Annotated in this window: 16 protein-coding genes and 1 pseudogene; 9 read left to right on the forward strand and 8 right to left on the reverse strand. The window is 63.5% G+C overall.

Features of this window, described 5'->3' with window-relative positions; genetic code table 11:
• Positions 1-47 precede the first annotated feature (47 nt).
• From C0Z19_RS00900 to C0Z19_RS00915, 4 genes are all read right to left on the reverse strand, one after another.
• Positions 48-1,040 carry a sugar ABC transporter substrate-binding protein gene (locus C0Z19_RS00900; protein WP_102607902.1) on the reverse strand — a complete coding sequence of 331 codons (993 nt, stop codon included), beginning with the start codon at positions 1,038-1,040 and terminating at the stop codon, positions 48-50.
• A gap of 487 nt (positions 1,041-1,527) precedes the next feature.
• Positions 1,528-2,106 carry a flagellar transcriptional regulator FlhC gene (gene flhC / locus C0Z19_RS00905; protein ID WP_102607903.1) on the reverse strand — a complete coding sequence of 193 codons (579 nt, stop codon included), beginning with the start codon at positions 2,104-2,106 and terminating at the stop codon, positions 1,528-1,530.
• Positions 2,107-2,119: 13 nt separating this feature from the next.
• Positions 2,120-2,440, reverse strand: a complete 321-nt coding sequence (gene flhD / locus C0Z19_RS00910) for a flagellar transcriptional regulator FlhD (protein ID WP_102607904.1) — start codon at positions 2,438-2,440, stop codon at positions 2,120-2,122.
• 399 nt (positions 2,441-2,839) lie between these two features.
• A complete protein-coding gene (locus tag C0Z19_RS00915; RefSeq protein WP_332882200.1) occupies positions 2,840-3,349 on the reverse strand; it encodes a diacylglycerol kinase in 510 nt (169 codons plus the stop codon).
• Positions 3,350-3,555: 206 nt separating this feature from the next.
• On the opposite strand from C0Z19_RS00915, the gene bcsB reads away from it, so the two are divergent.
• The 9 genes from bcsB to C0Z19_RS00960 are packed head-to-tail and all read left to right on the forward strand — an operon-like array spanning position 3,556 to position 18,318.
• Positions 3,556-5,814, forward strand: a complete 2,259-nt coding sequence (bcsB, locus tag C0Z19_RS00920) for a cellulose biosynthesis cyclic di-GMP-binding regulatory protein BcsB (RefSeq protein ID WP_102607906.1) — start codon at positions 3,556-3,558, stop codon at positions 5,812-5,814.
• A gap of 33 nt (positions 5,815-5,847) precedes the next feature.
• Positions 5,848-7,044: a cellulose synthase complex periplasmic endoglucanase BcsZ gene (gene bcsZ, locus C0Z19_RS00925; RefSeq protein ID WP_175083984.1), complete on the forward strand. Its 1,197-nt coding sequence runs from the start codon at positions 5,848-5,850 to the stop codon at positions 7,042-7,044.
• Positions 7,041-10,928: a cellulose synthase subunit BcsC-related outer membrane protein gene (locus C0Z19_RS00930; RefSeq protein WP_102607908.1), complete on the forward strand. Its 3,888-nt coding sequence runs from the start codon at positions 7,041-7,043 to the stop codon at positions 10,926-10,928. The genes bcsZ and C0Z19_RS00930 overlap by 4 nt, the downstream gene beginning before the upstream one ends.
• Before the next feature lie 4 nt (positions 10,929-10,932).
• The gene (gene bcsE / locus C0Z19_RS00935; RefSeq protein ID WP_425330257.1) at positions 10,933-12,975 is read left to right on the forward strand and encodes a cellulose biosynthesis protein BcsE; all 2,043 of its coding nucleotides are present in this window, start codon (positions 10,933-10,935) and stop codon (positions 12,973-12,975) included.
• Positions 12,972-13,205: a hypothetical protein gene (locus C0Z19_RS00940; RefSeq protein ID WP_102607909.1), complete on the forward strand. Its 234-nt coding sequence runs from the start codon at positions 12,972-12,974 to the stop codon at positions 13,203-13,205. Before bcsE ends, C0Z19_RS00940 begins: the two co-directional genes overlap by 4 nt.
• Complete coding sequence (bcsQ, locus tag C0Z19_RS00945) at positions 13,202-13,984, forward strand: cellulose biosynthesis protein BcsQ (protein WP_102607910.1); 783 nt, start codon at positions 13,202-13,204, stop codon at positions 13,982-13,984. Before C0Z19_RS00940 ends, bcsQ begins: the two co-directional genes overlap by 4 nt.
• Positions 13,981-16,524, forward strand: a complete 2,544-nt coding sequence (gene bcsA, locus C0Z19_RS00950) for a UDP-forming cellulose synthase catalytic subunit (RefSeq protein WP_102607911.1) — start codon at positions 13,981-13,983, stop codon at positions 16,522-16,524. The genes bcsQ and bcsA overlap by 4 nt, the downstream gene beginning before the upstream one ends.
• Before the next feature lie 13 nt (positions 16,525-16,537).
• Positions 16,538-18,091, forward strand: a complete 1,554-nt coding sequence (gene bcsG, locus C0Z19_RS00955) for a cellulose biosynthesis protein BcsG (RefSeq protein WP_102607912.1) — start codon at positions 16,538-16,540, stop codon at positions 18,089-18,091.
• Positions 18,088-18,318 (forward strand): cysteine hydrolase family protein, encoded by a 231-nt coding sequence (locus C0Z19_RS00960; protein WP_102607913.1) that lies wholly within the window; start codon positions 18,088-18,090, stop codon positions 18,316-18,318. Before bcsG ends, C0Z19_RS00960 begins: the two co-directional genes overlap by 4 nt.
• A gap of 104 nt (positions 18,319-18,422) precedes the next feature.
• Here C0Z19_RS00960 and cydB read toward each other — a convergent pair whose 3' ends face one another.
• The 4 genes and pseudogenes from cydB to C0Z19_RS00980 all read right to left on the reverse strand — a co-directional run bounded on the left by cydB (position 18,423) and on the right by C0Z19_RS00980 (position 21,829).
• The gene (cydB, locus tag C0Z19_RS00965) at positions 18,423-19,424 is read right to left on the reverse strand and encodes a cytochrome d ubiquinol oxidase subunit II (protein ID WP_102607914.1); all 1,002 of its coding nucleotides are present in this window, start codon (positions 19,422-19,424) and stop codon (positions 18,423-18,425) included.
• A gap of 143 nt (positions 19,425-19,567) precedes the next feature.
• Positions 19,568-20,882, reverse strand: a pseudogene (locus C0Z19_RS00970) (cytochrome ubiquinol oxidase subunit I); the annotation flags it as partial.
• Between the two features lie 376 nt (positions 20,883-21,258).
• A complete protein-coding gene (locus C0Z19_RS00975) occupies positions 21,259-21,537 on the reverse strand; it encodes a BrnA antitoxin family protein (protein ID WP_102607916.1) in 279 nt (92 codons plus the stop codon).
• Positions 21,521-21,829: a BrnT family toxin gene (locus tag C0Z19_RS00980; RefSeq protein WP_321186917.1), complete on the reverse strand. Its 309-nt coding sequence runs from the start codon at positions 21,827-21,829 to the stop codon at positions 21,521-21,523. Before C0Z19_RS00980 ends, C0Z19_RS00975 begins: the two co-directional genes overlap by 17 nt.
• Positions 21,830-21,937 lie beyond the last annotated feature (108 nt).

Below are 21,937 nucleotides of genomic sequence, written 5' to 3' on the forward strand. Positions count from 1 at the left end.
GCGGAAAGTCGCCGCACCGGAAGCCGCGACCGCGTGGCGGTGGGCTGCTACTTGCCCCAACAGTTTTCGAGGCCGAACTTCGTATCCTTGCTGTCGACGCCGGACATCGGCTTATCGGTGATGAGCGTGACGCCCGTGTCCGTATAGCCGCTGACTTTCTTGCCCGTCTTCGCGTAGTCGACGCCCGCCTCGACCCCCATTGCGGCCATCTTCAACGGGTACTGTTGTGCGGTTGCCGCGATTTCGCCGGCCTTGACGTTGCGTACGCCTTCGCACCCGCCGTCGATTGAAACGATCAGCACGCCTTTGTCCTTGCCCGCCGTTTTGAGCGCGCGATAAGCACCGGCCGCCGCGGGTTCATTGATCGTGTAGACGACGTTGATACCGGGTGCTTTCTGCAGGCAGTTTTCCATCGCCGCCTGCCCCTTCGATTGGTCGCCGCGCGTGTCCTGGCTGCAGACGATGCTGGGATCACCTTGCTTGATGCCGAAGCCCTGCAGGAAGCCGTTATGACGCAGGATGCCGACCGAGATGCCCGGCGCGAGATCGAGCGTGGCGATCTTTGCCGGTTTGCCGCCGAGCGCCTTCTTCGCATACTCGCCGATCAACTCGCCCGCCTTGAAGTTGTTGGTGGCGAACAGCCCGTCCGTCGCATCCTGCGGGTCGGTCGGCGTGTCGAGTGCGATCACCATGACGCCCGCGGCGCGCGCTTTTTTGATCGACGGCACGATGGCCTTCGTATCGCTGGGGGTGATCAAAATGGCCTTGGCGCCTGCCGTGGTCATGTTCTCGAGCGCCGTCACCTGTGCTGCGTTGTCACCGTCGTATCTGCCAGCCGCCGTGAGCAGCTTTGCTCCGTCTTTTTGAGCGGCACTCTCCGCGCCTTCCTTCATCTTCACGAAGAACGGATTCGTATCGGTCTTCGTAATGAGGCCGATCACGGTCTGATCGGCGAAAGCGGTGCCGGCGCATAGCGCCGACGCGGCGGCAGCAAGTGCCATTGCGCGGCGCGCGGCGACAACATAGGGACGGGTCTTCATCGAACGCTCCTCCAGGTGATTGACTACGAATTGGCAGCGCGTTGGGTGGCTGCTCGATTAAATCAACTGCCTGGATTTAGTACAGCAGCCGCGTGCCGGAGAGTCAAGCGCGCTTGATCTGTGCAATGCGGAAAATGTTTTTCGATCGGGCGGACGGAATTGAAACTGTCAAAGGCCGAGAACGACATATTGCAATGCAGCAAGCAACCGGGTGCTCTCAGGGAAAATCCTGAGTGATCGTCGCGTCATTAAAAGCGGCGATTCGATAGTTCGCAGCTTGTGGTCGTCGTTGGACGCAGCGGACTTTGAGCTCATCGGCAGCATCGTCGCCGGGCCGTGCAGCCGTGCAATCGATAGGGAAGCGTACGTGCGGGGGAAAGTGCCGCGTGTTCGAACAGACGGCTTGGAGATCAAGCACGGCTGCGCGATACAGCGGCAGGCGGGGTAGGGTCTGGCGAACCGCTCGCGAAAGACGCGAACAGGTGTTTCAGGCTGCCCGGGCGGTTTCGCTCGGTTGCGGCGCGGCGACGGCCGGCTTCGCCGCGTTTGCACGCTTGGTCTTGCCGGCGCGAGACGGCGGCTGGCATGCGCCGCATACGACGTTGTGCTGCAAGTCGTGCTTGTGGGCGACGAACTTGCCGCTGCAACGGCAGCACGGCGTGAGTTGCAGGATGTCGGCGTCGAAGAACCTCACGAGCGTCCAGGCGCGGGTCAGGTCGAGCACGGGCTCGGCATCGCTATGCTTGCAGTGTTCGAGGTACAGGCGGTACCCCTTCGTCAACGCGTCGAGATGCGAGCACCCGGCCTCGTGCTTGAGGAAGACGTAGGTGTTGTAGAAGAGCGACGCGTGAATGTTCGCCAGCCAGGTCATGTACCAGTCAGCCGAGAACGGCAACATGCCCTTGGGCGGTGAGACGCCTTTGATCTCGCGGTACAGCCGGATCATGCGGTCGCGCGAAAGCGTCAATTCGCTTTCGAGCACCTGCATGCGCGCGCCGAGTTCGATGAGCGCGATGGCGCGAAACACTTCTTGTGCGTCTTCGGTCAGGCTCTTCTTTTGAACCATGGCGGCCCCCGGGTTAGACGAACTGTTCGGCCGGTTGGCTGGCGAGCAAGATCGCGGTGTGAGTGGCGGCGACGTCGGCATTCTTGGCGGTTTGCGTCAACGCCGAGAGCATCGAGTGGTCGTTGAAGCGGAAGAAGCACAACAGCTGATCGGAGGCGGCGAGCTTCACGCATTGCGCGAGCGAAAGCCCGGCAAGCAGATCGGCCAGCTCCGAAGACAAGCCGAGGCGGAACATGCCGATGGCCTTGTCTTCACGCAGCATGCGCTGCGCGAGCATGATGTACGACAGATTAATTTCGCGGATTGATTCCAGCGTTTCGCTGCTGCGGTCCATGTCTCACGTTTCCGAAGCCCCGTTAACCCATTTTTAGGTATTTTTTACCATGTAATTTTTTTCCGCTAGCTGGACGACATCGTTTGCGCGATCGGCCGCGCATCCTGATACAGCTAGTTACAACTTGTAACACCACGGACCCAATTCTAATACCAGATTTACCGAAAGCAATCCCTTCCTAAAAAAATGTAGGAAAAAAGCACTGTTAGGGTTTTCGGCAATTTTTTCACGTTTTTGTAACAGGAAAACTTGACCGGATTCAATCAGGGGTTTGCCCTGACTTGGCCGCAAACAGAGCGCGTTTTCTTGATGGCGAAAGTGTTATGAAAGCTATTCGTCGAGAATGCGTAAAAATTTCCATTCCGACCGGCCGGCCATCCGCTTGATACAAGCCGGGTGTCACGGATGCGCACGCAGCCATCTAAGGCCCAGCGGCCACAGCACGATCACCCACGTCAGGACGCATATGAGAAGCGAGACGAGCACGGCCGCGCTGCCGCAGTCTTTGGCGCGCCCGGATAGTTCGTGCCGATCGAGCGAAATGCGATCGACGACCGCTTCAATAGCCGAGTTCAACAGTTCCACGACCAGCACGAGCAGCACGGAGCCGATCAACGCGACCCGCTCGATCGGGGCGATCGGCAAGAGCAGCGCGCACGGAACGAGCACGAGGGCGCAGACCGTCTCTTGCCGAAAGGCGCTTTCGGCGCGCCATGTGGATCGGAGCCCAGCGTAGGAATGTTTGAACGCGAACAGTGCTCGCAGCAGCCCGGTTCGCTTCTGCGGCCGAGGGGTATCGGGGGTGGAGGAGGAGTTGGTTGGGAGCCCCATCGAATATCGCGTCCGTATCAGCCGGCAGGCTGCGCTGTATCTTGCGCTGCGCTGCCTGAAAATACGGCAGTTTGTCATACTTCTCTGCTATCCTTTCCGGTTTTTGCGCAGCGGTCGCATTCAATGCGCAGGGTGCGGGCACTAACTCGATAGCGGCGCGGGAAAATCGCTGCTATTTGTCGTACGTCAAAGTACTCTCTATAAGACTTATACATATAAATGGGCCGCAATCGGCGCGCATCTTGCTGCCGCGCAGCCACCAGTGGGCATGGACCGAGCCATTAATGAAACTTGTTCGAGCGAATCGCGTTTGCCTGGCCGTTTTGGCCGGCAGTCTCCTTTTCTGTTCTTTGGCCACAGCCCAGCCGGGGGAGGCGCCCGCTTCGCAGCGCCCGGTGCTTTCCGCAACGCCGGTTGAGGCGGCCGGGTCTTCGACCAAGCTGACCTTTGCTTCGCTCGGAGCCTATCAACCGCTTCATTTGCGTGGCCCCGACGATACGCGAACGATCAATGTCGGCGTCAGGCTCGATCGCGTCGTGACTGCGGCCACGTTGCGGCTGCGCTACACCTATTCACCCGCGCTCGTGTTTTCGCTTTCGCACCTGAAGGTGTCGATCAACGGTGAAGCCGTGGCGACCGTACCATTCGACGCGCAGCACGCCGGGCAACTGCAGACGCGAGACATTGCGCTCGATCCCCGCTTCCTGACCGACTTCAACCAACTCAACGTGCAACTGATCGCGCATTACACGCTCGATCATTGCGAAGACCCGGAAAGCTCTGCGCTGTGGGCCGACGTCAGTCCGACCAGCGAAATCCTGCTCGACACGGTGCCGCTCAGATTGCCGAGCGATCTCAGCCTGCTGCCTGCGCCGTTCTTCGATCGGCGCGATCCTGAGCGGCTGCAGTTGCCGTTCGTGTTGCCGGCTTCGCCCGATAACGGAACGCTCGAAAGCGCCGGCGTGCTTGCCTCATGGTTCGGCGAACTGGCCGATTATCGACAAGCGCGCTTCTCGACGACGACGCAGCTGCCGACCGATTCGCACGCCGTCGTCGTCGGCACGGTTTCGCAATTGCCTGCCGGTCTGACGTTGCCGACCGTCAATGGCCCGATGCTGATCGTCGCCGACAACCCGGCTGCGGCCGATAAGAAGCTCCTGATCGTTACGGGGCGCACCGACGCCGAGGTCAAGCAGGCCGCCGACGCGCTCGTGCTGGGTAAAGCGGCGATGTCCGGGACGCAGGCGGAAGTCGAGCAAGTCGACGTGGGCCCCGCGCGCAAGCCCTACGATGCGCCGCGCTGGTTGCCGATCGGCAAGCCGATTGCGTTCAAACAGCTGGTCGACGATCCGAGCCAACTGCAAGTCATGGGCAGCCGGCCCGATGCCATCCGCCTGAATCTGCATGTGCCGGCGGATCTCTATTCATGGAGCGGGCAAGGCGTCCCCATCGATTTGAAATACCGCTATACGGCGCCGACGGTCCAGAACAATTCCGCGCTGTCGATTTCGATCAACGACCAACTCGTCAAGTCGCTGCGCCTGCCTCCGGCGAAAAGCGAGGACGGGCAGGGGCAACTGCGGTTGCCCGTGCTCGGTGGCGCGGACTCGCGCACCGCCGATCTGCTCGACATCCCGGCATTTCGTGTAGGCAGTTCGAACCAGCTTCAGTTGAAGTTCTCGCTCGATTCGCAGAAAACGGGCCTATGTCAGGGGGTGGCGCAGAATCCGGTGCGCGCGGCCGTCGATCCCGATTCGACAGTCGACTTTTCGCATTTCGTCCATTACGCGCGGATGCCGAACCTCGCTTATTTCGCCAATAGCGGCTTTCCTTTTACGCGTTACGCTGATCTGTCGGAAACGGCCGTGGTCGTGCCGGCGCATCCTGCACCACAAGATCTCGAGGCGCTGCTGACGGTGCTCGGTCACATGGGCCAGTGGACGGGCTTTCCGGCGCTGCGCGTGCAAGTCGTTCGGCCTGGCCAGCTGCAGCAGGTGCAAGGAAAGGATCTGCTGGTGATCGGCGATAGCGCGTCCGCAGTGCTGCCCGCAGCGTGGCGCGGGGTGTTGCCGTTGACGATCGCGGCCGACTCGAACGGGCAGGTGACGCGCACAGCGTTCTCCGTGAAAGAGTATTGGCGCCATGGCGTGCATGTGTCCGAGGGTAGCGCGCGGCTCGGTGAAAGCGGGCCGATTGCCGCATTGCTCGGCTTCGAGCTGCCGGGCAGCAAGGGCCGCAGCGTCGTCGCCATGACGGCTACCTCGGCAGCCCGGCTTCCCGATCTGCTCGACGCGTTGGACAAGTCCGACCTCGTCGCGCAATTGCAGGGCGACGTGGCGCTCGTGCGCGGCGGGCGCGTCGAAAGCATGCGTGTCGGCGAGACCTATGTCGTCGGTTACGTGCCCTGGTATGCGCAGGTCTGGGGGCGTGCGATACGGCATCCGATCTTGCTCGGCGTGCTGGGTGCGATCGGCGGTTTGCTGCTCGCCATCGCCGCGTTCACGGCATTGCAAGAGTTGTCGGCGCGGCGTCGGGGGATTTGACGGATGGCGTACCCCGAGAACCGGCGTTCGCTCATGAAGGCAATCGGTTTGACGCTCGCCGGCGCGGCGGCCGGCCTCATCGCCGGTTCCGCGTGCGCCGCCGCGCAGGCAGCCAACGCGACCAATGCGTCGACGAGCACATCGCCGGCCGCAGCCTGCTCTCCCGCCTGGGCTCGATGGGAGCAGTTCAAGCGAGGCTTTCTGTCGGAGGATGGTCGTGTCATCGATGTCGGCTCGGCCGATAACCGCACCGTTTCAGAAGGACAGGCGTACGCGTTGTTCTTTGCGCTGGTCGCCAATGATCGGGCGACCTTCGACAAGGTGTTGCGCTGGACCGAAAACAATCTCGCCGCGGGCGATCTGACGAGTCATTTGCCCGCATGGCTTTGGGGGCGCGCACAAGATGGCAACTGGCGCGTGCTCGATCAAAATGCGGCGTCCGATGCCGACCTATGGATTGCCTATGCGCTCATGCAGGCGGGCGCGTTTTGGCATGAACGCAGCTACACGGCGCGCGGCACCGTGCTCGCACGGCATATCGTCGAGCAGGAGACGGCCACGTTGCCCGGGCTCGGGCTGACGTTATTGCCGGGTCCGCAGGGCTTCCATCCCAATCCCGACGAATGGCGCGTCAATCCGAGCTACATGCCGCTGCAGGTACTGCGAGGGCTTGCGCAACAGCTACCCGACGATCCGCGCTGGCCACGATTGGCGAGCTCGGCGTCGACCCTGCTGCGCGCGACGGCCCCGCATGGCTTCGCGCCGGATTGGGCGCGTTATCGAGTGGGGCAGGGGTTTGTGCCCGACGCCGACACGCAGGCGCGCGGGAGTTATGACGCGATCCGCGTCTATCTGTGGGCGGGCATGCTCGATCCCATCGGAAGCGGAGCGCGCAACCTGCTCGCGCAATTGCGTCCGTTCGCCGATTACATCGCCGAACACGGGGCGCCCTATGAGTCGATCGATACGACGACCGGCGAGGCGAAGCAAACCGGCAACGCCGGATTTTCGGCTGCTGCGGTACCGCTTCTCACTGCGCTCGGCCAATCGGCGTTGGCGGATGCGCAGGCGGCCCGCACACAAGCACTCGAGGCGCGGGATGCGCCCGGCTATTACACGAGCGTGCTGACGTTGTTCGGTCTCGGCTGGCGCGACGGTCTGTATCGTTTCAAAGCCAATGGCGCCCTCGAAGTACGTTGGAGGGCCGCATGTCACGGCGCGTTGCAATGAGCCGTCGCACATGCCGCGGTTCGTCGACGCTCGTTAAGTTTGCGTGCGTGACGGCCTTCGCGTGGGCAGTCGGCGCCAAGGCCGGCCAACCGTCCGCCTCTCCGGATTCACCGCCTTCCGGCAAGCTTCGCAATGCCGCCGCGGCTCAGCCGACATTGACGCCCAAGGCGCGATTGCTTGCGACGGCGCGGCTTTGGGCCGCCAAACGCCGGGACGATCTTGCGCTGCAAGCCGTGCAAAAAGCGCTGCTGATCGCACCCGACGATTCCGAGCTGCTCAGCGAGGCCGTGCGCATCGACTTGCGGCTGGGCGATGCCCGCGGGGCTGCGGTGGCGCTTGGGCGGTTGAAGACGCTCGAGCCGAACGCCGAGACGACACTGCAATTGGACGATGAGTACCGCGCTGCGACGAACGGGCGTGAAGAACTCGCGACGATCCGCCTGCTTGCGCGCAGCGGGCACGGCGAGCAAGCGACGCAACGGTTGCGGGCTTTATTTCCGCACGGCGCGCCGCCCGGTGCGCTCGGGGCCGAGTACTACCAGATCCTCTCGACCACGCCGGCCGGGTATGCCCAGGCTGTCGACGGATTGCGTCAGCGGGTGGCGAGCGACTCCAGCGATTCGGCGGCTGCGCTCGCCCTGGTTGCTTTGCTCAACCAACGCAGTGCGACGCGCGCCGAAGCGAATCGGCTCGCGTGGGCGCTGGCCGAGCGCAAGGATGTCGACCATACGGAAGCGATGAATGCATGGCGCAGCGTATTGCAATCGGCCGGCGAAGATCCGGCTTATCTCGATGCCGTGCATGCCTACCTGACCTTCGAACCCGACGACGACGAATTCAAGGATCGCGCGGCGACGCTGGATGCGCAACGACAAGCGCGTTTGAAGCTCGAGCGCGACCCGGCCTACATCGCGCAACAACAAGGGCTGCGCGCGTTGTCGCGAGGCGATGTGCCGGCAGCCGACGCGTTGCTTTCGCGTGCAACGAAGGTGCGCGGCAGCGATGCCGACGCCATCGGCGGGCTTGGCCTCGTGCGGTTGCGCGAAGGACGGCATGACGAGGCGCGCGCGTTGTTTCAACGGGCTGCGGCGCTGGCGCCCGATAACCGCTCGAAGTGGGATGGCCTCGCGCGCACGGCGCTCGTATGGGGCTTGATCGCCAAGGGCCGCGAAGCGGCCGCTGCGGGCCACGCGCAAGAAGCGCAACAAGCGGCGCAACGCGCATTGGAGATGGACCCCGGCAACGCGCCAGCGAAGCAATTGCTTGCCGATGCACTGCTCGCCCAACGTAATTGGACGGCGGCGGAGCCGCTGCTGCGCGAGTTGCTCGCGAGTCGCCAACTGAACGTGAACGCCGCGGAAAGCATGCAAGCGTTGCTGCGAGAGACGGGTCGCGAGAGTCAGATTCCGGGGTTGCTCGACGCTCTGAGTCAACGCTTCCGCGATCCTGCGGATCGCGCGGGCCTTGCCGGGCTACGGGCCGACCTTCTGACCCGCGAGGCACAGCACCTCGCTTCGGCAGGCAAGCTGGGCCCAGCCGCCGAGCACTATGAAAAAGCGCTGCGGCTGGCCCCTGACGCTCCCTGGACGCGTTTCGCCCTTGCGCGGATCTACCGCGAGCTGGGTTTGCCGCAATTGGGCCGCGCGGTAATGGACGACGGCCTCGCATCGGCGAACGCCTCGTCGGAAATGCGTTATGCGGCGGCGCTCTATCGCAGTTCCATCGACGATCTGGCCGGTGCTCAGACAGCGCTGGCCGGGATTGCGCCCGAAGCGCGCACCGAGGGCATGCGTGCGCTGGCCGGGCGGCTCGATGCGCAGCAGGCGCTGCAGCATGCGCGTATCGCGTTTGCAAGCGGCGACATCGACGCAGCGGACCGCGCGCTGGACGAGGCACGGGCGAAGGGCGGCGACGATCCGTATATCACGGCGTCGATCGGTGCGTTGCTGATCGACGAGGGGCAGCCGGACCGAGGGTTGGCGCTCATGCGCGATTGGATGTCGCGGCATCCGCGGGAAACCGATGCCGATGTCAGATTGCGATACGGCGATCTGCTCGGCAGCGCCGAACGCGATGAAGACCTTGCCGCCTGGCTCGCCAATGTGCGTCGCGAGCCGGATTTGACGCAGCAACAGACGGCGCGTCTCGAGGATCAGTCGTTGCGGCTCGCGCTGCGTCAAACCGATGCGGCGCTCGATGAAAAGGACTTCGCGCAGGCGCGACGCCGGCTGGCGCAAGTCAGCCCGGCGGGCAAGCGCGACAAACGCTATGCGCTGGAGCTGGCGGACGTGGAGCGTGCGCAAGGTCATTTCGGTGCGGCACGCGCGGCACTCGCACCGGTGCTCGAACGTTCGCCGCAAGACCCCGACGCGCGCCTCGCGCTCGCCCGCGTGCTCGAGGACAGCGGCCAGCGTGAAGCGGCGCTACGCATCGTGCGAGAAGTGCTCGAAGCGGCTTCGCCTGACGACATCGATACGCGCTTGTCGGCTGCGCGCCGGCTCGCCGCGCTGCGACGTCCGCAAGAGGCGGCGCAGGTGGCCGACGCGCTGCAGGCCGCTTATCCGACGCGTTCCGACGTCACGATCGAATCGGGTCGCGTGGCCGAGGCGCTCGGCGATTACGACCGCGCCGCGGCGCTTTATCGACGCTCGCTCGCGCAGGAACGCACGGCTGGCGTCGTGGCGCGCGGCCCCGACGGAACGCCCGCGCAAGCGGCCCTGTTCGATCTGGAACAGCGGCGCGATCCCGAGATCGAGACGGGCTGGATGCCGGCATTCAAGGCGGGCGATCCCGGCATTTCCGACTACCACGCACAGCAGGTCCCCATCTACGCCCAGGTGCCGTATCGCTACGAGGGGCATCTGTTCGTGCATCTCGACGCGGTCCACCTCGATGCGGGCACGCTCTCGCTCACGAACCCGCCTGGCTATGCGCTGCAAAGATTCGGCACATACTCCGCGTTTGCATCGCTGCCGGACACGACCTTCGTGCTGCATCAGCATGCAAGCGGCGTGGCGATCGGAACCGGCTTTGTTTCCGATGCCTGGCGCTTCGACATCGGCACGACGCCGCTGGGCTTTCCCGTGCATTACCTCGTGGGCGGCGTGCGCTATCGTTTCGATGCGGGACCCGCGAGCTTCTCGGTCAGTGCGTCGCGCCGCCCCGAAACGAGCAGCGAGCTCTCCTATGCGGGTCTGCGCGATCCGTGGACCAATGCCGTCTGGGGCGGCGTGCGTCGCGACGGAGTCGATTGGCATACCGGAATCGACGTGGGCCGCGTCAGCTTCTTTTCCGAGCTCGGCGCCGGTATGCTGACCGGCAAGCACGTCGCCTCGAACGAGGAGGTGACACTGCGAGCGGGTTTCATGGCGCCGGTCTACGAGGGCAGGAATATGCGCGTGAGCACCGGGCTCGTCGGCAACGCGTGGCACTACACGAACAACTTGCGCTTCTACAGCTACGGGCAGGGCGGCTATTACAGTCCGCAACGGTATTTCTCGCTGGGCGTCCCGATCGAATGGATTGGCCGTCGTGGGGGGCTGACGTGGGACCTCACCGCAACCGTCGGCATGTCCTACTCGTACGAAAAGGATTCGCCGTTCTATCCCGACGGCTTGCCAGCGGCCGTTCAACCGGCGGCGCAAAACCTGGGCAACGCCATCTACCCGGGGGGATCGAGCGGGATCGGCTTTTCGTACGGGCTGAGCGGTGTGGTGCAGTACAGGTTCAACCCGCGCTGGGTGGCCGGCCTGCGGGTCGACATCGATCACGCACATGACTACGCGCCCAGTTCGGGGATGGTCTATCTGCGCTATTCGTTCGACGCGCGCAAACCGGATACGAGCTTGTCGCCGCGGCCCGTGAGTCTTTATTCGAGCTACTAGCACTATGGACGAACGCAACCAACGCTCATCCGAGCGCGACGAAACGGACAGCGCGGTCCCGGCCGAACGGCTCGGCGCGGCAGTGGCGCGGATGGGGTCCAAACGCCTCGGCGCAATCGTGCGCGATGTGTGGGGTGCGCACGAGATCGAAAGCAGCCGGCTCGCGATCGATGAACTGCCCGATGAGGTTGCTGAGATCCAGCCGGGCAACCTGTACGCGATCTATGCCAAGGCGCGTACGACGGCCTGCGATGCCCTGATATGGAACAGCGCGAAAGCGGCGCGTACGCGTCATGTGACCGTCGTGCTGGCGCGCACGCGCGTGCAGGCCGCAGCGCAGATGCGTGCATTGGGCCTCGGAGCCGGCGCAGCCGCGCCCGGTTGGCCGCGCAATCTGAACGTGCTTGCGATGCCCGAGGTTGGCAGGGAGGCCGGCTCCGAAGATGCGCCGCCGGCGCCGCCCCAGCCGGGTCAAACCATTGCGTTCGCCCGCCTGTTCGGCGGGCTGAGGGCATTGAAACGGTTCGGCTTCCGATCGAATGCGCTGTATTTCGTTGAAGGTGCTGAACGTTGGCTGTCGTGGGGCGATGCCGATGCGCTGGCGCGCGAGGGGCGCCTGCTCGCGAACTGGTGCGCAGCTCGGCGCATCGCTCTCGTGCTGCTGCTCGATCTGCCCGGTCTTCGCGGTGCTCGCGAGCGCGAGGACCGCACCGACGATTTCATGAGCGAGGAGCCCGTGTTGCAGGCGGGTCATTCGGAGTTTCATGGTGCATGCGCGGGCGTCGCGCGGATGGGGCGCACGCACGGCGAGTTGCTCTGGCATGTCGATTTCTGGCGCGCGGGCCGCGCATTGGCGACAGGCGAGACGCGGGCGCTGCGCTTCGCGCAGGACGGGCGCTTATCGGTCGCACCGGAGGTAGCCGACACGCAAGCGCAAGCGATGCTGCGCCTGGCGCGCGATGAATCGCGCGTCGTGGCGACCCGGGCCGTCGTCGCGCGCGAAAGTTGGGTGCCGCCCGAATGGGAAGTGGTCGACGATCAACAGGCGGCGGTGGCGGCATGCGTCGGAGCACAGGCGGCCACCGTCCTGCTCGATTACCGCGATCGCTCGACGCTCGAGACGCTGTGTGCCGCCGTGCATACGTTACGGCGCGAGTGCGGGCGAGCGCTCAAGATCGTCGTCGTGGAACGGCGCGAGGCGTTGCGTCATCAGTACGAGCTGTTGCTGCTCAGCCTCGGCGCGAACCTCATCATCGGCAGAGAACTGCCGTTCTCGCGTATGCAGTCGCTGCTGCGTTCGCAGCAGGGGCAACTCGATACGCGCCCTGTCGCCGTCGATTATCAGGCTGCGCTGGCCGCTGCGTTGACCGACGACGTGCGCGGCTACCTGCCCGTCGCGGCCTATTGCGAACGCGTCGAAGCGGTGTTGGCGCGCGGAGCCGTGCTCGACCTGCCGCACGTGCTCGCGAAGATCACGTTGTTGCCTGACGTAGCGCACGTGGACGCCTTGAAGCAGTGTGCGCCGCGCCGCACCGGGGATGTCGTGACGGCCGACGCGGCCAATCTCTATGTGTTTTTGTTCGCCTGTCGATTGCCTGATGCGGAGATCGCGCTGGGGCACATTTTCACGGCACCCATCGATCATTTGTCGGATCGCGTCATCTATTTGGCTGAAGCGAGCATCGAGCGCGAAGTGCAGGCGCTTGCCGAGGCGAATCGCCGCTCGCCGATGCCCGACTACAGCGATCTGTTCCCAGCCGCGCCCGCGCCGGCGCTCCAGCCTGCCGCTGCGGCGCAGTCTGCAGCCGTGCTCTCCGAGCCCCCCTCTGTGCCGGCGCACGACGCCGCAGCACAGTTGGAAGCGGTAGAGAGCATGCTGGACAAAATCAATCGCGAAGGCGCTGTCCGTCGGCTCCCCTCCGACGCGGTACCGATCGCGGCGTCGTCAGGCATCACGGGTGCGCGTGCGACACCGAACGCGGCCGCGCGCCGGCGCAGCGCCGAGCCGTGGCCCATGCCGGTGCGTACCGGAGGAGGCGAGACATGATCGCGTTTATTTTGCTGTGCTTCGGCGCCGGCATCGTGCTCGCCGTTCCGGTGTGGATCGTTTCGCAGCGATTCGGCACGCGCCGCGGTCTGCATGCGGCCCGGCATTTCAATCCCGACGACGCCGTGCCGTGCCTCATCGAGCCAGTCGTGCTCAAGGGGCGATTGACGCCTGATCTCGAGATTTCGGACCTCGATATCGACCAAGGCGGCAACGGAGGTGCGCGATGAAGACAGTCGTCCTCGTGTCGACTGCCGGCGGAGCCGGCCGCACGACACTGACTGCCGCGTTGGCGGTGCTGCTGGCGCGTCGCAGTCGCCCGGTTGCGGCAGTGGATCTGGATCCGCAGAACATGCTCGGCGCGTATCTGGGCCTCGACACGTTCGCGCGAGAGGGGCTCGGGCAAGCCATGTCGGGGCGCATTCCTGCGTGGCGCGGCAATACATGGCGCAATGCCGACGGGGTACTGTTCGCGCCGCATGGCGAGACAACATCGGCCGAACGCATGGCGTACGAAGCGCGCCTTGCCGCGGAGCCTCGCTGGCTTGCGCAGGCGCTTGCACAGATCGACTTTCCGCCGCACGGCGTGGCGCTCGTCGATACGGCGCGCCTGCCGTCGCAACAGGCCGATCAGGCGGTGCGTGCGGCCGACCTCGTGCTCTGCGTGACCCCGCCGGAGCCGGCCGCGTGCGCAACGCTTGCACGTCGTTTCTCCGTGTTGCGCAGTTCGGCGGCTACCGTCAAGGTCGTCGTGAACCGGCTCAATCCCGCGCGCGAAATGCAGCGCGACGCGCTCGCGCTACTGCGCGCGGCAGTGGGCGACGCGCTTGAATTGGCGCATCGGGTGCATTTCGATGCGTCGGTGCCGGATTCGCTCGCGCGAGGCGGCTGGATTTTCGACGATGCCCCCCATTCGCAGGCGTCGCACGACCTGCATGGCCTCGCGAATTGGCTCGATGCGTGGCTGGAAGCGCAGTCCGGCGGCGCGGCTTCGGAGCGAACGCGATGAACGGACCGATAGCGCGAGCGTTCGGCGCCGTCCGCGCGCGTCTGATCGACTGGATCGCGGCGGGCCTCGGGCTGCCCGACCACCGCACGACGCTCGATTGGATCGTGCGATTGTTTTTTGCCCCGCCGCAGGCCGGCAAACCCGATCTGCCGCGGCGCTGGGCGCGCATCATGTTTCTTGGGGTCGCCAACCAATGGGGCGTGCTCGATCCGCGCAGTTTGCGCGCGTGGATCTGGCGTGCCTTTGTGCGGCCGCCGCGTCCGAAAGCGCGTGCCGAGGTGTCGCGGGCCCGCGAAACGCTCGACCGTATCGAGCGCTGGCTGCTGCCCACTGCGTTTTTCGTGCGCAGCATTTGGCGGCGTGCCGAGGCGCTGCTCGCGATGCTGCCATGGCAGCGTTGGGGGGCAGCGCTCGAAAGCGGCACAGAACGCATCGGCCACGTGCGTTGGCTGCTACCGGTGGTCGCTGCGGTCGGCATGCTGCTGTGGGCCGGCGTAGGGGCGTCGCCGTTGCAGGCGGGCGGACAGGTTCATTTCTTCGCGCTGACGATCGCGCTTGCGCTGCTGGTGCGACGTTTTCCGGGACGCTTACCGGTTCTCGTGCTCGCGACATTGTCCTTGCTCGCGATGGGGCGCTACATCATCTGGCGCGTCACACAAACGCTCGATTTCCGCACGCCTACGGAGGCGATCGTCGGCTATGCGTTGTTTTCCGCCGAATGCTATACGTGGATGATCATGACGCTCGGCCTGATCCAGACGGCTTGGCCGCTCAATCGCACCGTCGCTCAATTGCCCGACGATCCTTCCGCATGGCCGACGGTCGATATTTACATCCCCACCTATAACGAACCGATTGCCGTGGTTCGGCCCGCGGTGTTCGCCGCGCAAGGCGTGGACTGGCCTTCGTCGAAGTTGCGGGTCTACCTGCTCGACGATGGTCGCCGCCCCGAGTTCGAAGCGTTTGCGCGCGAAGCAGGGGTCGAATATGTCACGCGCAACGACAATCGCAACGCCAAAGCCGGCAACATCAATGCGGCGCTTGCCCGTACGAGCGGCGAATACATTGCGATCTTCGACTGCGACCACGTGCCCACGCGTTCGTTTTTGCAGATGACGATGGGCACGTTCCTGCGCGATCCGAAATGCGCCATGGTGCAGACGCCGCATCACTTCTTTTCGCCTGATCCATTCGAGCGGAATCTGGGTACGTTCCGCCGCGTGCCGAACGAAGGCAAGCTTTTTTACGGCCTCGTGCAATCGGGCAACGACTTGTGGAACGCTTCATTCTTCTGCGGTTCGTGCGCGATCATCAAGCGCGGCCCGCTGGAAGCCGTGGGCGGCGTAGCCGTGGAAACGGTGACGGAGGACGCGCATACGGCGCTACGGCTGCACCGAAAAGGCTACACGACGGCATACCTGCCGACTGTGCAAGCGGCAGGCCTCGCAACCGAGAGCCTCGCCGGACACATCAAGCAGCGCACGCGCTGGGCGCGCGGCATGGCGCAGATCTTTCGCATCGACAACCCGTTCCTCGGGCGCGGCCTGGGCTTATTCCAGCGGCTCTGTTACGGCAACGCGATGATGCACTTCTTCTATGGAGTGCCGCGCTTGATTTTTCTCGTCATGCCGATGGCGTATCTCTTCTTCCAGCTCTATTTCATTAACGCCGCGGCGACGACGATCGCCAGCTACGTGCTGCCCTACATCGTTCTTTCGAATATTGCCAACTCGCGCATTCAAGGCAGATTCCGACATTCGTTCTGGGCGGAAGTCTATGAATCGGTATTGGCCTGGTATATCGCATTGCCGACAACGTTCGCATTTTTCAGCCCGAAGCACGGCAAATTCAACGTGACGGAGAAGGGCGGCCGCGTGGACGAGGGCTACTTCGACTGGGCGGTGTCGAAGCCCTATCTCGTGCTGCTCGGGCTCAATGTGGTGGCTTTCCTCGCGGGCGCTTATCGGCTTTCGTTCAATGCGAACGGCGAGGGGGCGACCATCATCATGAATATGGTCTGGACCGTTTACAACCTTGCGCTGCTCGGCGCCGCTGTGAGTGTGGCGAGCGAAGCCAAGCAGGTGCGCGTCACGCACCGCATTGCCATGCGCGTTCCCGCCACGTTGCTGCTGGCCGACGGCACGACCGTCGCCTGCACGACGAGCGACTATTCGACTGGCGGTCTCGGGCTGGAACTGCCTGCCGACGGCATTGCGCTTGACGGCGGCCAGGCATTGCATGTCACATTGAGCCGCGGCGATCGTATGTTTCACTTCCCGGCTCGCGTGACGCGTCTTGCGGGCAGGCATCTTGGCCTACAGTTCGAAACGCTGACGCTCGAGCAGGAGCGCCAATTCGTGCAATGCACGTTCGGGCGGGCCGACGCCTGGTTGAGCGGAGACGATGAGACCGAGGACGATATGCCCCTTGCGGGCTTCAAGGAAGTGATGCTGATGGGAATCGAGGGCTACGCACGATTGGCGCAGGGCGCGCTGCGTTCGGTGCGAGCGCTGCTGGCGCTCGATCGGGCCCGATACTGAAGGAATCCGTTTCATGACGTTTTGGAATCTGTATTTCATTCTGAAGCTTTACCTGTTCGCGACAGGGCACCTGAAGCCGCTATGGCTTGCCAATATCGGCTTGCTCGCGGCCCTCGCGCTGACGAATCCGGTTCGTCACCGTGGCGTGCGTGCGCTTCGTTTCCTCGTCGGGCTCGGAATTGGGATTCCGTTGCTCTATTACGAGGCGATCGTGCCGCCGTTCTCGCGCGTGATCGAAGAATTCTCGGGCCTCGAATCGTTTACCGCCAGCTACTGGTGGGAACTCGCGCAACGCTTCCTGCCGCCGGTTCTTGTCATCGGCGTGATTGCGGTCATCGTCGGTCATTGGCTCGTTAATCGTTGGCTGCGGGTGGCGACCTTCATCGCCATTGCGCTGGTCGTCTTGCCGGTTTGGAATGAGGCGAGTGTCGTCGTCACGGCAGCGCAAAGCATCGCGGCCGGCGGGGCACGCAATGCCGCGGTTGTCGAGCAGCCGCTCGATCACAACGCGGCCTTGGCGGCGTTCAGAACCTCGGAGTCGCAACGTCAGGTGACGTTCGGCAAGCTCAGCAGCGATCCTGGCCAACAGTTCGACATCATCATCCTGCATATCTGCTCGCTGTCGTGGGACGACCTCGACTTTGTGAAAGCGCGCGACAACCCGATGCTGAGCCACTTCGATTATCTGTTGACGAACTTCAGCACGGCGGCGAGCTATAGCGGCCCGGCCGCGATTCGCGTGCTGCGCGCCAGCTGCGGTCAAGAAGCACATGCGGATCTCTACAAGAACGCGCCGCAGCAATGCTATTTGCTCCGCGATCTCGCACGCGCCGGCTTCGCGCCACAGGTGTTGATGAATCACGACGGACATTTCGACAACTTCCTCGAGCTCGTCAAGGAAAACGCCGGCGTGCCCGACGTGCCGATCGAGTCGAACGCCAACGCGGTCGTATCAATGCATGCATTCGACAACTCGGTGATCCACGACGATTACTCGGTGTGGTCCAACTGGTACGCGCAACGCGCGCAGACGCCGGGCCCGGTCGCGCTTTACTACAACACGATCAGTTTGCACGACGGCAACCGCATGGTCGGCAAGGAGAATCTGACGAGTATCGCCTCGTATCCTTACCGCGTGAATACGTTGATGAACGAAGTCGATCAGCTTTCGGATCTGATTGCGAAGTCGGGTCGGCGCGCGGTGATCGTGTTCGTGCCCGAGCATGGCGCGGCGCTGCGCGGCGACGCGAATCAGGTCGCGGGATTGCGCGAAATTCCCACCCCGCGCATTGTTCACGGGCCGGTGGGCGTGCGGATCGTAGGGCTGCCGGGCGCCCATGGACCGACGACGGTCATCGACGGCCCGACGAGCTTTCTCGCGTTGGCGCAATTGTTGTCGAATCTGGTGTCGAACAGCCCCTTCAAGCCGGGCGTCGTGCTGTCGCAATATGCGGCAGGCTTGCCGCAAACGCAGATGGTGGGCGAAAACGAAGGCACGGTGACGATGAAGACGGCTACGGGCTATGCCGTCAAAACGCCTGACGGCGTGTGGGTGGATCAGAAATGACGACGAACGAAGCGAACGGCGGGGGATGGCCCGTCAACGATATCGGCGGCCTCGCGCGCGAGGTGCCCGAAGTCGATCCGCGCCGCTACTTCGACGAGCAGGCGCGTCTTGCCTATGAGGAGGCGCTCGTCAAATGGCCAGTGCTGGCGCGGCTGATGGGGCTCGTTGGCGACGAGCCGCACGCGGCGCCACCTTTTCCCGCTACTTCGAGACAGCAAACAGCGTGACGTTCATCAGAAGCTTGAACGCTTCGCCTGCCAAGAGGGCGCTGCCTACGCCCCCGCACCAAAGCGCCACGAACCAGACCCAACGCGGCAGCGTTTTGCGCCGCTTAATGGTAGCTGTGCTGGCCATGGCGCACCTTGCCGCGAAACACCCAATAGCCGAGCATCGTGTAGCCCAGGATGACCGGCAAAATCACGACGGCACCCGTCAACGTGAACGTGAGGCTTCGCGTGGGCGCCGCCGCTTGCCAGAGCGTCACGGACGACGGTATCGCGTAAGGCCACAGCGTCGCGAGCAGGCCGGCATAGCCGAGGACGACGAAGGCCATCGCCAGCACGAACGGCCGCCAGTGACGCCGATCGCGTGCAGCACGTCGCATCAGATAGGCACACAGCGCGACGAGGAACGGAGCGGGCAGCATGCGATGGAACCATTCGGCGCTGAACCAGCGCGCGGCCACATTCGGCTCTTGCAGCGGCGTCCACACGCTCACGGCCACGATGAAGGCGATCAACACGAGCGTGAGCGGCCATACGAGGCGATGCAACCGGCGTTGTAAATCGCCCTCGGTCTTCGCGACGAGCCAGCCGCAGCCGAGCAACGCGTAGGTCGCGACGACCCCGAGCCCCGTCAGCAGCGTAAACGGCGTGAGCCAGCCGAACGCATCGCCTGCGTATTCGCCGTTGGCGAGCGGAATGCCCTGCACGAATGCGCCGAGCGAGATGCCTTGAAAGAACGCCGCGCCCGAAGAGCCGCCGATAAATGCAAGATCCCACAGATGCTTCGTACGCGTGGCTTTACCGCGCAGTTCGAACGACACGCCTCGCAGGATCAGGCAGGTGAGCATCGCCACGAGTGGCAGATAAAGCGCCGACAGGACGGTCGCGTAGACGAGCGGAAACGCGCCAAACAGCGCGGCGCCCCCTAGCACCAGCCAGGTCTCGTTGCCGTCCCACACCGGCGCGACGCTATTCATCATGAGATCGCGTTCACGCTCGTCGGGAAAGAGTGGAAAGACGATCCCGATACCGAGATCGAAGCCGTCGAGCACGACGTAAAGCAGCAGGCCGAGCGCAATGATCGCGGCCCAGACGACGGTCACATCCATGATGATCCTCGAAAGACAAATACGCCTGAAGAAACAGGTTGTTGGTAGAACAAGCGTCCGACGCGGGCATCAACTCGTGGCGGCCAGCACCTGAGCCGCACGTCGTGGCTCGCGCGTTGCAACACTCTCGTCGGGTGCGACGGAAGGGCCTGCATGCATGAGCTTGAGCATGTAGTAGATGCCCGTGCCGAACACGAGGAAGTACACGACGACGAACGCCATCAACGAGAGCCCCACTTGCTGGGCGCTGAGCGGCGATATCGCTTGCGACGTGCGCATGACGCCATAGACGACCCACGGCTGGCGGCCGACTTCGGTCGTGACCCAGCCGGCCAATAGCGTGATGAAGCCGGTAGGCCCCATGACGAGCGCGAAACGATGAAACCAGGCGCTGTCATAGAGCCGCCCGCGCCGATCGAGGAACCATCCGGTACAGGCGAGCACGATCATCAGCACGCCGAGCCCGACCATCACGCGGAAACTCCAAAAGACGACCGTCGAATCGGGCCGTTCCTCGCGCGGGAACGACTTCAATCCGCGGATCTCGCCGTCCCATGTATGCGTCAGCAGCAGGCTGCCGAGATGCGGCACCGACAACGCATAGCGAGTGGTTTCGGCTTGCATGTCCGGGATGCCGAACAGATTCAGTGCCGTGCCGTTCGTCTCGGTCTCCCACAGGCCTTCGATCGCGGCGATTTTCGCGGGCTGATAACGCAATGTGTTCAGGCCATGTTGATCGCCCACGAAGGCCTGCAACGGTGCGATCGCGAGCAGCATCCATATCGCCATCGAGAACGTTCTTTTGATCGCCGGATCGCGCCGCCCCTTCAGCAGATGCCATGCGCCAACGGCGGCCACCAGCAGTGCGGCCACGAGGAACGCGGCCAGCGTCATGTGAACGAGGCGATAGGGGAACGAGGGATTGAAGACGATCTGGAACCAGTCGACGGGAACGACGTGGTCGCCGTCGATCGCGAACCCGCGCGGCGTTTGCATCCAGCTGTTCGACGCCAGGATCCAGAACGCCGACATCAAAGTGCCGACGGCAACCGTGAGCGTTGCCGCGAAGTGCGCGCGCGGGCCCACGCGATTCCAACCGAACAACATGATGCCGAGAAAGCCGGCTTCCAGAAAGAACGCCGTCATGACCTCGTAGGTCAACAATGCACCTGTGATCGGCCCGGCGAACTTCGAAAAACCAGCCCAATTGGTGCCGAATTCGTAGGCCATGACGACGCCCGATACAACGCCCATGCCGAATGCGATGGCGAAGATCTTCGACCAGAACAAGCACAATTCCTTGTAATAGGCCTTGCCGGTTTTTAGCCAACGCCATTCGAGCACCGCGATGAAGCTCGACAGCCCGATGCTGAGGGCGGGAAAGATGATGTGAAACGAAACGGTAAAGGCGAATTGAATGCGCGCGAGGTCGAGGGCGCTGAGCGAAGACGATTCCATAGCGTAATACCGATAACGAACGACGCGCGCCGGCCGATGTCGACGCGCACTGCCTGGGCAGCCGGTCGCAAGAGTAGATCAGCGGAAGAAAAAATGCTGCGCTGCGCGTGCGACGGCGTTCGTCGCGAAAGTGCGGCAATTTACCGTATGGACACGCGTTAACGCCCTGAACGGTAAGCGAAAATCCGTTGCGCCGCAGCAGGGGCGCCCGCCGCTTACGGCGCGACAGTGCGGCAATAGACCGCGGTTTTATGCGTCGTTCGCTTGATAACAACGGCTGCGGCTGCATGCGCCGCGTGCTACGGCCTTCAGGATCCGACGCATTGCGGAATTGCCGGTGAACCCTTGATCAGGCGTGCTGATGACCTTCGTGCGGTCACGCAAGACGGTGCGTATTGAGCCACTCTCTGAGTGCGTCGTTCATTCTCGTTTGCCAGCCATCGCCTGATGCTCGGAATCGCTCGATGATGTCGGCGTCGTACCGGACGGTCAAAGCAATCTTCGGATGTTCGAGTTTGGGGCGTCCACCGCGTCGCTTCATCTGCTTGAACTGCGCATCGGTGGGAACGAACGTGTCAGGATCGCGCTCGATGCCGCGTTGAATGGCCGCGTCTTCTTCGGGCGTCGGCATGTGAAGTTCAGGTTTGCTCGACATAGCGTTTGACCTCTCGCGAATTTGCCTTGCGCAGGCTGATGACTCGGAATGTGCAGCCACGCTGCGTGAACACGACGCAGTACAGATGCCCGCGAATGTGGGGGTAGCCGATCTCGCGCAGTTCTCCGTAGTCGCGCCGGTTATCTGGCGCACACCAGACTTCGGACCAATCGATTTGCTCCGCCAGCTTCAATGGCACACCGTGCTTTTGCCAGTTGGTCTCGCACTTTGCCTCATCGAAGCTGACTTTGGGTGATATTGTAGTTACAAAAAAACATAGTACGCAAGCCAGTTATTGTGGTAACGAAAACTGGCGATCCGGCAGAAGCCCGCTTGACGCGTGCCGCTGGAAAGAGGAAGGAACAGTCAAATTCGGGCTGGGCGCGCTTCCGCCAGCGCC

The organism is Trinickia soli (genome assembly GCF_002879855.1).
Taxonomy (GTDB): Bacteria; Pseudomonadota; Gammaproteobacteria; order Burkholderiales; family Burkholderiaceae; genus Trinickia; species Trinickia soli.